Source organism: Serratia sp. LACPHL-BACT-2024-00286 (assembly GCF_043109535.1).
Lineage (GTDB): Bacteria > Pseudomonadota > Gammaproteobacteria > Enterobacterales > Enterobacteriaceae > Serratia > Serratia sarumanii.
This window is the reverse complement of record NZ_JBICNA010000005.1, coordinates 494,054-503,437: the sequence shown is the minus strand read 5'-3', so window position 1 is coordinate 503,437 and position 9,384 is coordinate 494,054. Positions and strand designations below refer to the sequence as shown.

General features: G+C 58.9%; 12 protein-coding genes. 3 read left to right on the top strand and 9 right to left on the bottom strand.

The features are described 5' to 3' along the window. The 5 genes from glnQ to dps form a co-directional block, all read right to left on the bottom strand. Window positions 1-723, bottom strand: coding sequence for a glutamine ABC transporter ATP-binding protein GlnQ (glnQ, locus tag ACF8MC_RS18025; RefSeq protein ID WP_004939230.1), 723 nt, complete (start codon window positions 721-723; stop codon window positions 1-3). Then, window positions 720-1,379 (bottom strand): glutamine ABC transporter permease GlnP, encoded by a 660-nt coding sequence (gene glnP, locus ACF8MC_RS18020; RefSeq protein ID WP_004939229.1) that lies wholly within the window; start codon window positions 1,377-1,379, stop codon window positions 720-722. Before glnP ends, glnQ begins: the two co-directional genes overlap by 4 nt. Window positions 1,380-1,483: 104 nt before the next feature. Then, the gene (glnH, locus tag ACF8MC_RS18015) at window positions 1,484-2,227 is read right to left on the bottom strand and encodes a glutamine ABC transporter substrate-binding protein GlnH (protein WP_004939223.1); all 744 of its coding nucleotides are present in this window, start codon (window positions 2,225-2,227) and stop codon (window positions 1,484-1,486) included. A 337-nt stretch (window positions 2,228-2,564) separates the two neighbouring features. Then, a complete protein-coding gene (locus ACF8MC_RS18010) occupies window positions 2,565-2,831 on the bottom strand; it encodes a DksA/TraR family C4-type zinc finger protein (protein ID WP_060443413.1) in 267 nt (88 codons plus the stop codon). A gap of 140 nt (window positions 2,832-2,971) precedes the next feature. Further along, a complete protein-coding gene (gene dps / locus ACF8MC_RS18005; protein WP_004939215.1) occupies window positions 2,972-3,475 on the bottom strand; it encodes a DNA starvation/stationary phase protection protein Dps in 504 nt (167 codons plus the stop codon). A gap of 355 nt (window positions 3,476-3,830) precedes the next feature. Here dps and ACF8MC_RS18000 point away from each other — a divergent pair, with 355 nt between their 5' ends. After that, window positions 3,831-4,382: an AAA family ATPase gene (locus tag ACF8MC_RS18000; protein ID WP_033647478.1), complete on the top strand. Its 552-nt coding sequence runs from the start codon at window positions 3,831-3,833 to the stop codon at window positions 4,380-4,382. On the opposite strand, the gene ACF8MC_RS17995 is transcribed toward ACF8MC_RS18000, so the two are convergent. Next, on the bottom strand, window positions 4,364-4,831 hold the full coding sequence (locus tag ACF8MC_RS17995; RefSeq protein ID WP_033646871.1) for a YhcH/YjgK/YiaL family protein: 468 nt from the start codon (window positions 4,829-4,831) through the stop codon (window positions 4,364-4,366). The genes ACF8MC_RS18000 and ACF8MC_RS17995 overlap by 19 nt on opposite strands. Before the next feature lie 132 nt (window positions 4,832-4,963). Next, complete coding sequence (gene rhtA, locus ACF8MC_RS17990; protein ID WP_164104724.1) at window positions 4,964-5,851, bottom strand: threonine/homoserine exporter RhtA; 888 nt, start codon at window positions 5,849-5,851, stop codon at window positions 4,964-4,966. A gap of 399 nt (window positions 5,852-6,250) precedes the next feature. Here rhtA and ompX point away from each other — a divergent pair, with 399 nt between their 5' ends. Continuing rightward, a complete protein-coding gene (gene ompX, locus ACF8MC_RS17985; protein WP_033637662.1) occupies window positions 6,251-6,769 on the top strand; it encodes an outer membrane protein OmpX in 519 nt (172 codons plus the stop codon). Window positions 6,770-6,856: 87 nt separating this feature from the next. Here ompX and ACF8MC_RS17980 read toward each other — a convergent pair whose 3' ends face one another. Continuing rightward, window positions 6,857-7,840 carry a nitrilase family protein gene (locus ACF8MC_RS17980; RefSeq protein ID WP_047568604.1) on the bottom strand — a complete coding sequence of 328 codons (984 nt, stop codon included), beginning with the start codon at window positions 7,838-7,840 and terminating at the stop codon, window positions 6,857-6,859. A gap of 91 nt (window positions 7,841-7,931) precedes the next feature. On the opposite strand from ACF8MC_RS17980, the gene ACF8MC_RS17975 reads away from it, so the two are divergent. Continuing rightward, on the top strand, window positions 7,932-8,804 hold the full coding sequence (locus ACF8MC_RS17975; RefSeq protein WP_164104725.1) for a LysR family transcriptional regulator: 873 nt from the start codon (window positions 7,932-7,934) through the stop codon (window positions 8,802-8,804). 3 nt (window positions 8,805-8,807) lie between these two features. On the opposite strand, the gene ACF8MC_RS17970 is transcribed toward ACF8MC_RS17975, so the two are convergent. Then, entirely contained in the window at window positions 8,808-9,338 is a 531-nt protein-coding gene (locus ACF8MC_RS17970; protein WP_033646867.1) for a GNAT family N-acetyltransferase, read from the bottom strand. Window positions 9,339-9,384: the final 46 nt, after the last annotated feature.

Sequence of the window (9,384 nt, the reverse complement as noted above, 5' to 3'; positions counted from 1 at the left end):
TCAGGATACGTGCTGCAGGAACTCCTGCAGACGCGGGCTTGGCGGATGGTTGATCAGGTCGTGCGGGTTGCCGTCTTCGGCAATCCGGCCCTTATCGATAAAGATCAGGCGCGACGCCACTTTTTCGGCAAAGCCGACTTCGTGGGTGACGATGACCATCGTCATGCCTTCCTCGGCCAGATCCTGCATCACCTTCAGCACTTCGTGGCGCAATTCCGGATCGAGCGCGGAGGTCGGCTCGTCGAACAGCATCATTTTCGGCTTCACCGCCAGCGCGCGCGCAATCGCCACGCGCTGCTGCTGCCCGCCCGACAGTTCGGACGGGTAGTGGTGGGCACGCTCCGCCAGACCGACCTTGGCCAGCAGCTCGCGCGCCAGCTTTTCCGCATCGGACTTCTTCGCGCCGCGCACGCGGATCGGGCCGAAGGCGACGTTTTCCAGCGCCGTCAGGTGCGGGAACAGGTAGAACTGTTGGAACACCATGCCGGCTTCCTGGCGGATCAACCGATCGTCCACTTTCGGATCGTTGGCTTTCAGGCCGTCGACGATCAGATCGCCGCTGGTGACCTCTTCCAGCTTGTTGATGCAGCGCAGCAGGGTGGATTTGCCGGAGCCGGACGGCCCGATGATCACCACCACTTCGCCTTTGTCGATCTTCAAATCGATGTTATGCAGCACCTGGGTTTGGCCAAAATGCTTGGAGACGTTTTTAAATTCAATCACAGGATTTTCATCCTTCTTTCCAGACGACGCAGCACGAAGCTCAGCACCAGGGTAATAATCAGATAGATAACCGCCACGGCGCTCCAGATTTCCAGCGCGCGGAAGTTACCGGCAATAATTTCCTGACCCTGACGGGTCAGCTCCGCCACGCCGATCACGATGAACAGCGAGGTGTCTTTGATGCTGATGATCCACTGGTTGCCCAGCGGCGGCAGCATGCGGCGCAGCGCCAGCGGCATAATGACGTAGCGGATGGTTTCGCGGCGCGACAGGCCGAGCGCCAGGCCGGCCTCGCGGAAACCGTTATGAATCGACAGCACCGCGCCGCGGGTGATTTCCGCAATGTAGGCGCCGGAGTTGATCATGATGGTCACCACCGCCGCGGTGAACGGATCGATGCGCAAATCGGTGAACGCCATCGGCAGGGCGAAGTAGATGAACATCACCTGCACCACGATCGGCGTGCCGCGGATCACTTCGATAAACACCAACGCGATGTGGTTGGCGATCCAACCGCCGTAGGTGCGGGCAAAGCCGGCGACGAGGCCGATGATCAGGCCGCCAATCAGACCGAGGACCGAAATCCACAGGGTCATTTTGGCGCCCTCTAACAAGATAGGAATGGCGGGCCAGATGGCGCTCCAGTCGAACTGCATGATATTTCTCCCGGTGATCCCGAACGTGGGTATCAGATACAACGAAGCTCAGGGGGGGTAAGCGCCCCCCTGTGCTTAAGTTAATAGCTTGCCAAATTCACAGCTTACTTAGGTTCGGTGCCGAACCACTTCTTGTAGATCTCGTTATAGGTGCCGTTCTCACGCAGGGTCTTCAGCGCGCCGTTCACCTTCTCGCGCAGCTCGTCGCTGCCTTTAGGGAAGGCGATGCCATACTGCTGTGCTTCCAGCGAATCGCCTACGGTTTTGAACTTGCCGGCGCCGGCCGTCTTGATGAAGTACAGGATGTTTGGCGTGTCGTGCAGCACCGCATCGGCGCGCTTGGTGCCCAGCTCCATGTAGGCGTTGTCGATGTTAGGGAACTGACGCAGATCCTTGGTTTTGATGTGCTGCTTGGCGTAATCCACCGAGCCGGTGCCGCTCTTCACCGCCACCACTTTGCCGTTCAGATCGTCGATGCTTTTCACGCTGTTGTTGTCGGCGTTGACCATCACCAGCAGGCCGCTCTTGTAGTAGCCGTCGGAGAAGTCGATGGCTTTCTTGCGCTCATCGGTGATGGTGATGCCGGCCAGCGCCAGATCGACGTTTTTGGTCTGCAGCGCCGGAATGATGCCGCCGAAGTCCATTGGCTTCAGGGTGTAGTCCAGCTTCAGCTCTTTGGCGACGGCGGCCCACAGGTCGATGTCGAAGCCGACGTATTTGTCGCCTTGTTTGAACTCAAAAGGAACGAAAGCGGTGTCGGTGGCGACCACCAGTTTGTCTGCTGCGTGGGAACTTACGGCAAAGGCCAGAGAGAGTGCGGCCAGGGAGACTTTAAAAATCGACTTCATGAGAGGAATTCCTGTACAGGTTGCGGATTACCCATTTTTTATATTGCAGTTGGTGCCATGAAAAAATCGTGCCATGTTTTCAACTACTATAAAAACAAAGAGTTATTGCGTGATGTTGTGCCGTAAAGGCGAATTGTTATGGTTATGCACCAAGGTGAGGCGCCAAAATGGTGCGTAAGAATTATCTTGGTGCACGGGGCTATCATTAACCAAACTTTGGCTGTGAAACAACCGTTCTTTAACGTTTTTGCTTCAATATTGATAACTAACTCTAACTTTCATGATGCACTGACGGTGCAAGCGGAGCCGCGAGCGGCGAAAAGGGGGGCAGATAATGCTAGCGCAACTGGCTGTCTTTGCTGCCGCGCCGGTTATACAGGCTGGCGGCCGCGTGTTTTTTGTCTTGTTCGGTCTGGCAGGCGAGGCAAAAACGCACGCCGGTTAACGCCTTGCGGCGCGCCTCGGGGATCGGCTCTCCGCATTCCAGGCAATAGCGCTCGCTCTCGCCGTGCCCGAGCGCTTCACGCGCGCGCTGCACCGCATCGTCGACGGTGGAATCAATCTGATCTTGTACGGCGCCGTCCGCCGCCCAGCCGCTGGCCATCGTTACCTCCTGACAAAGGAACCTTACCGTTTAATATGGGCCGTTTTTTGTACAATGCAACGGCCGCGCAAAAGAAAACAGGCCGGGCGAAGCCCAGCCTGTTCTGCCCGGAACGACGGGCGCTCTGCAACTTTTTAGCGTTATTCGATGTTGGATTCGATGAACCACAGGAACTTGTCCAGATCGCGCGAGGCGGCGGTGAACATGTCAGCGGTATCTTCGTCTTCCACTTCGGTAATGGCTTTACGGATGTCATTCGCGACCGCGCCGTAGCGATCGGCCAGCGCTTTCAGGTGCTCTTGCACGCTGTGGATATTGGTCGGATAGCTTTTCAGCGGCGTGCGATCGTTAACCACCTGTACGGTGCCCAGCGCCACGCCGCCCAGTTGCACCACGCGTTCGGCGAAGGTGTCCTGATGCTCGATGATGGCGGTGCGGAAGCCGTCCAGCATTTCATGGACCGCGATGAAGTTTGCGCCGCGCATATTCCAGTGCGCCTGCTTGGTGATCAACGAAAGATCGATGAATTGCACGACCTGATGGTTCAGCGCCTTGATGGCGGCCAGTTTGACTTTTTCGTCCAGATCGTTACGGGTATACAGCAGATCAGAAGATTTCGTTTTCACCAGTTTAGCGGTACTCATATCAGATATCCTCTTGATTAGTCGTTGTCCTATTTCGTTACGGGATCAATTATAGCAGGGGTATTTATTTTTGCCGCACGAAAATGGCTATTGCACAAATAGGAATGGCCGAATGGCACTATTTTTATTTGTTTTTTGTTTTTGTGTAACTTTATGAAAGTTATTGTTATTTCAATTTAATGTATTATTTATGTCAGTGAAGATTTACCCCTGTTATTTTATTTTCTGCCGGCATGCGGGTTCGGCTAAATATTTGCTTTGTTATCGGGGTGTTAATTTCAAGCCTATTCAGATTGATAGCCGTAATTGATGCGGATAAAGTAAGGGAATTAACCCCGGTCTTTATTGGCGAATGATGAAAATTAACGTCGTCGGCACCAGCGGCAGCGGTAAAAGCACCCTGGCGCGTCAATTGGCGGAACGGCTTGACGTTCCCTATATCGAGATGGACAGGCTCTATTGGCGGCCCGAGTGGCAGGGGACGCCCGATGACGCGTTCCTGGCGCGGCTTGAGCAGACGCTGGCCGAAGCGGGAGGAGGCTGGGTGCTGGACGGCAACTACAGCCGCACGCAGGCGATCAAGTGGCGCGAGGTCGATTATATCCTGTGGCTGGACTACGGCTTCTGCCGCACGCTGTGGCAGGCCGTGCGCCGCGCGTGCCGGCGCGCGGCCAGCAAACGCGAGCTGTGGCCGGGCACCGGCAATCGGGAAAGTTTCCGCCGTTCTTTCTTCAGCCGCGAGTCGATCGTGCTGTGGACGATCCGCACTTACTCGAAGAACCGGCGAAAATACCTGGCGGAGATGGCCCGTACCGATGCAGGGCGCCGTTTCAAGCGCTTGCGCTCTCCCCGCCAGGCTGCCGATTTTCTACGGACGCTGCCGCAGGTTCACAGCAGCAGGCGGTGATGGATCCTCACCACCGCTTTCTTGATGTGCTGCGGCCGCTGCCACAGGCAGCCGGTTTTGTGCGCTTCCATCTGGAAAAAGATCGCGAACATGCCGTGCGTCATGTGCAGCGTTTGCGGGTGGCGTTTGATGTCCAGCAGCAGAAGGTCGCTATTTTCCGCGTGGGGATGTTCGCGGTGCCAGTCGCCCGCCAGGCCGTATTCGATGCGTTCTTCGCCGCTGATCAGCAGATGCAGCGCGATGTACTCCTGATGCATTTCGGCGCGCTTTTCCGCCGCCGGCACGGTGGTCAGCGTCATCACGTCCATAAAGATGTTGTCGCCGTCGATCGGGTGATGGCCCAGCGCCAGTTCGGGCAGGTCGCATCGGCGTAACTCGGTCAGGGTTGAAACCAGCGCCGGCGCGAGTCCGCGGCCGAAGCGGGGGTTGAACAGGCTGTTGTGAATCACTGTTATTCTCCATGTGAGCGAAAGTCCAAAGAGCCTGCGATACAGGCTAAGGGGAAGTATGCCGATTTGTCACGAGGAAAACAGTTAACCCGCCTGCATTCCGACGTTGCGGTCGGCAGGCGAGTCAGGCGATCAGGAAAGGCTTTCGAGGCGCGGCTTGGGGCGAATGGTCAGGGCGGAGCCCATGGAGGCGGCGATAATCGCCGCCAGCGCCAGCCATTGCACGCCGCTCAGGCGTTCGCCGAGGAACAGCATGCCGGACAGCGCCGCCATCGCCGGTTCGAGGCTCATTAAGGTGCCGAAGGTGCGCGCCGGAATTTTGGGCAGCGCGATGATCTCCAGCGAATATGGCAGCGCGGTGGAGAGGATCGCCACCGCCAGCGCCACCGGCAGAATATCGAGGTTGAACAGCACGCTGCCGGTTTGCCAGGCGCCGATCGGGCAGAACACCAGCGCGGCGATCAAGGAGCCGAGCGCCACCGTACCGGGGCCGTGATCGCCGCCGGCCTTCTGGCCGAAGATGATATAGACCGCCCAGCAGGCGCCGGCGCCGAGCGCACAGGCGGCACCGAACGGATCGATCCCGCCCACGCCGTGGCCGAGCGGCAACAGGAACCACAACCCGGCGATCGCCAGCGCCACCCAAAGAAAGTCGATCGGCCGGCGCGACGAGAACATGGCCACCGCCAACGGGCCGGTAAACTCCAGCGCCACGGCGATGCCGAGCGGCACGGTGCGCAGCGACAGGTAGAACAGGTAGTTCATCGCGCCGAGCGACAGGCCGTAAATCAGCAGCGGCAAGCGGCTGCCGGCGACGATGCGCATACGCCACGGGCGGAAGATAATGAACAGAATTAGGGTGCCGATGAAAAGGCGCAGCGTCGTAATGCCTTCGGCGCCCACGATCGGGAACAGGCTTTTGGCCAACGAGGCGCCGCTCTGGATAGACACCATGGCGATGATTAACAGACAGATGGGCAGCAGCGCGGAGGGCGCTCTGCCGGAAGTAGATAACGACATCCTTAACGAGCCTTTTTTGCGCCGTTCCTCAGCCTTGAGAAAACGGTCGAAACGGGGATGCGAGCAGTGTAAATGAAATGGCGAAAATCTGTCTGAGAAAAGCGCGCATCGCGGTGAAATCCGCCGATCCTCGGATGAGATGTGGCGAATTTGGTCAAAAAGTGCGCTTTTCTTAAGAATTATCTGGATATTAAATTGGTGATTTTTGTCACAGAAAGCCGTAGAATACGGCCGAAAATAGAGCGAAAAGAAGCAGATACACTGTTCTTGAAATCTTCTGTTACACGATATAAAGCTTTAGACACTCATTTCAAGGCAGAGTTTCACGCTAATTTTTGTTATATTTTCAAAGCATGAACAAATGGATGTACTTAATAATAAAACGCGTTTGAGGTGGTTATGAAAAAAATTGCATGTCTTTCCGCAGTAGCAGCTTGCGTATTAGCAGTTAGCGCAGGTACCGCATTCGCTGGTCAGAGCACCGTATCCGCTGGCTATGCGCAGGGTGATCTCCAAGGCGTTGCTAACAAGGCCGACGGTTTCAACCTGAAATACCGTTACGAGTTCGACAACAACCCACTGGGTGTGATCGGCTCCTTCACCCACCTGGAAAAAAATCGTTCTGAAAACGGTTTCTACAAGAAATCTCAGTACGATTCCATCACCGCAGGTCCAGCTTACCGCTTCAACGACTGGGCGAGCATCTACGGTGTGATCGGTGTTGGCTACGGCAAAAACATCGACAACGCCCAGGCTGGTGGTAACAAAGGTGGCAACAGCGACTACGGCTTCACCTACGGTGCCGGTCTTCAGTTCAACCCAATCGAAAACGTTGCCCTGGACGTTGGCTACGAGCAGAGCCGCATCCGCAGCGTGGACGTTGGCAGCTGGAACGTTGGCGTAGGCTACCGCTTCTAAGATTTCTTCATGCCTGCGGGCGTGAATGCGCGGCACAGGTTGCCGCGCGGATAAAAAATCCGCCTTCGGGCGGATTTTTTTTATCTGTCAGTGGCCGCCGCGCCCCGTCGGCTGCGTCGAAAAGCGTGCGCTGCGGGCATCGCGCTCATAGCCTTGCGGTTCGGTCAGTAAACCGTACAGCTCGGGGCGGCGTCCGTAAATCCAGCGGCGGCCGGTGCTGAGCGGGATCAGCGTCAGATCGAGATCGGCGCTGACCATCCGGTCTTCCGCCGCCCAGGTCTCCGCCACGATGCGGCCGTAGGGATCGAGGATCATCGCATTGCCGGTGCGTACCTCATCGTCATCGCGGCCCACGCCGTTGCTGAACAGCAAAAACAGCCCGTTGTCGTGAGCGCGCGAGGGCAGCCAACGCATCAGCCAGCCGCGGCCGTGTTCGCCGCGAAAGGCGGCTTCTATCGCCTGCGGATCTTCCGCCCGCCGCTGCCACAGCGCCTGTGGGATCGGCTTCATGCCGTGCGGGCTGCGCGAATGGGTGCCGCCGGTCTGGTGCGGGGCCATCAACACCTCCGCGCCCAGCAGCGCCGTTGCGCGCACATTCTCCACCAGATTATTGTCCCAGCAGATCAATACGCCCACGCGCACGCCCCAGGGGGTGTCGAATACGGTATAGCGATCGCCGCTGGCGATAGCCGGGTGTTCGAAGGCGTGCAGTTTACGGTGCACATGCAGCGCGCCGTCCGGCAGGCATACGGCGTAGGCGTTGTAGCAACGGCCGTCGTCGCCCAGCTCGATCAGCCCGACGCCGATCGCCATGTTGTATCGCTCCGCCAGCGGGCGAATGCGCGCCAGCGAAGGGCTGGCGGCGATCGGTTCCGCCAGCGCCCGCACTTCGGCGTCGGACAGATGGCGCACGTGCCAATAGCCGGTGATGCACATTTCCGGGAAGGCCAGCAGCTGTACCTGCTGCTCGGCCGCCTGAGCGATAAAGCGCTCAATGATCGACAGGTTGTAATTCTTATCGCTGGCGCGATGCTGGAACTGCACCGTGGCGGCGCGCAATGAGATGGTCATGGTGTCTCTCCGGTTAGGGTCTGCGTTGATTACAGCAGGTGGATTGATTACTGTATAATCAATTAAATTCCCTATTTGATAACCTGATGGAATGGACATAAAACAACTGCGCGCCTTGGTGGCGCTGGCCGAGCAGGGCAACTATCGACAGGCGGCGAGCCGGCTGTGCATCAGCCAGCCGGCGCTGAGCAAGCAGATTCAGGCGCTGGAAACCCAGCTCGGCGTTCGATTGTTCGAGCGTGGCCGACAGGGCGCGGTGCTCACCGCCGGCGGGCAGCGGCTCTACCCGGAGGCGCAGGCGCTGGTGGAACAGTACCTGCAGTTTCAGCGGCGCGCCCGGCGGGTGGCGCTCGGGGAAGCGGGGCGGCTGGCGCTGGGATTTGGCCTCTCCAGCTTTCATCTGGCGCCGCAGCTGGTGGCGGCTTTTCGCCAACGGTTTCCCGAGGTGGCGATCGGCCTGGAGGACATCCCGTCGGAGCGGCAGTATCAGTTGCTGTTACAGGGGGAGTTGCAGGCGGGGTTCGTGCGTTTGCCGGTCAATACGCCGCTGTGCGGCGTGGCAATGCTGAGTGACCGGTTGGTGCTGGCCGCGCCGGGCGCGCTGGCGCTGCGCGCCGACGATCTGATGGCGCGTTTCAATCAGCTGCCGCTGTTGCAGTTGACTCCGAAGCGCGGGCGCGGGCTGAGCGATCAGTCGCTGCGGTTTATCGCCGCTCACCGCTTGACGCCTAACGTGGTGCAGCAGGCCGGCGATATTCAGACGCTGTTGGCGCTGGTCGCCGCCGGCATCGGCGTTGCGCTGCTGCCGCACAGCATCACGCATATCGCGCCGGCCGGCATCGATATTTTACCGCTGAGCGGCGAGGAAACGGAGTGGCAGGTCGGTATCGCCTGGGACCCGCAGCGCGCCGACGCGCTGCGGGACAACTTTGTTCAGACGGCGTTGGCGATGCAACGCGGTTAGGTTTTAGAGCGGGCAATGCATCACGACGATCGGGCTCTGGTGATACTCGCTGCGGCGGCTTTCGCTAAAGCCGACTTTTTTCGCCAGCGCCAGCGAAGCCTGGTTTTCCGGCGAGATGATGCAGACGGTTTTCTCCCCCGGCAGGTGCGTTTTACCCCAGGCCAGCGCCGCCCGCAGTGCCTCGGTGGCGTAGCCTTTGCCGTGCGCCGAACTCACCAGCGTCCAGCCCATCTCCGGCGCGTCGAGCGCCGGGGTGATATCGCGCAGGCCGTCGAAGAAGCCGATGCTGCCGAGGTACTCGCCGTTCTGTTTGTCACGCACCGCCCAATTTCCATACCCCAACAGCGCCCAGTGGCCGGCGTAGCGCATCAGGCGCCCCCAGGAGTCTTCCCGGTCGCGCGGCGTGCCGCCGATATAGCGTACCACCAGCGGATCGGCCCACAAGGCGGCCAGCGACTCGAAGTCGTCCAGCCTGTGCGCGTCCAGCCGCAGGCGTTCGGTGACAAGCGTTGGCGCGGTGTTGATTACGGTCATGTTGCTGCTCCTGCACAGGGTGAAAGGCGATGAAAAACAACGGCGT

Excerpts from the sequence above, each read along its gene's own strand:
- ACF8MC_RS17980 (WP_047568604.1), bottom strand. The coding sequence starts at position 7,840 with ATGACCATCTCATTGCGCGCCGCCACGGTGCAGTTCCAGCATCGCGCC.
- glnH (WP_004939223.1), bottom strand. The coding sequence starts at position 2,227 with ATGAAGTCGATTTTTAAAGTCTCCCTGGCCGCACTCTCTCTGGCCTTT.
- rhtA (WP_164104724.1), bottom strand. The coding sequence starts at position 5,851 with ATGTCGTTATCTACTTCCGGCAGAGCGCCCTCCGCGCTGCTGCCCATC.
- ACF8MC_RS17975 (WP_164104725.1), top strand. The coding sequence starts at position 7,932 with ATGGACATAAAACAACTGCGCGCCTTGGTGGCGCTGGCCGAGCAGGGC.
- ACF8MC_RS17970 (WP_033646867.1), bottom strand. The coding sequence starts at position 9,338 with ATGACCGTAATCAACACCGCGCCAACGCTTGTCACCGAACGCCTGCGG.
- ACF8MC_RS18000 (WP_033647478.1), top strand. The coding sequence starts at position 3,831 with ATGAAAATTAACGTCGTCGGCACCAGCGGCAGCGGTAAAAGCACCCTG.
- ACF8MC_RS18010 (WP_060443413.1), bottom strand. The coding sequence starts at position 2,831 with ATGGCCAGCGGCTGGGCGGCGGACGGCGCCGTACAAGATCAGATTGAT.
- dps (WP_004939215.1), bottom strand. The coding sequence starts at position 3,475 with ATGAGTACCGCTAAACTGGTGAAAACGAAATCTTCTGATCTGCTGTAT.
- glnP (WP_004939229.1), bottom strand. The coding sequence starts at position 1,379 with ATGCAGTTCGACTGGAGCGCCATCTGGCCCGCCATTCCTATCTTGTTA.
- ompX (WP_033637662.1), top strand. The coding sequence starts at position 6,251 with ATGAAAAAAATTGCATGTCTTTCCGCAGTAGCAGCTTGCGTATTAGCA.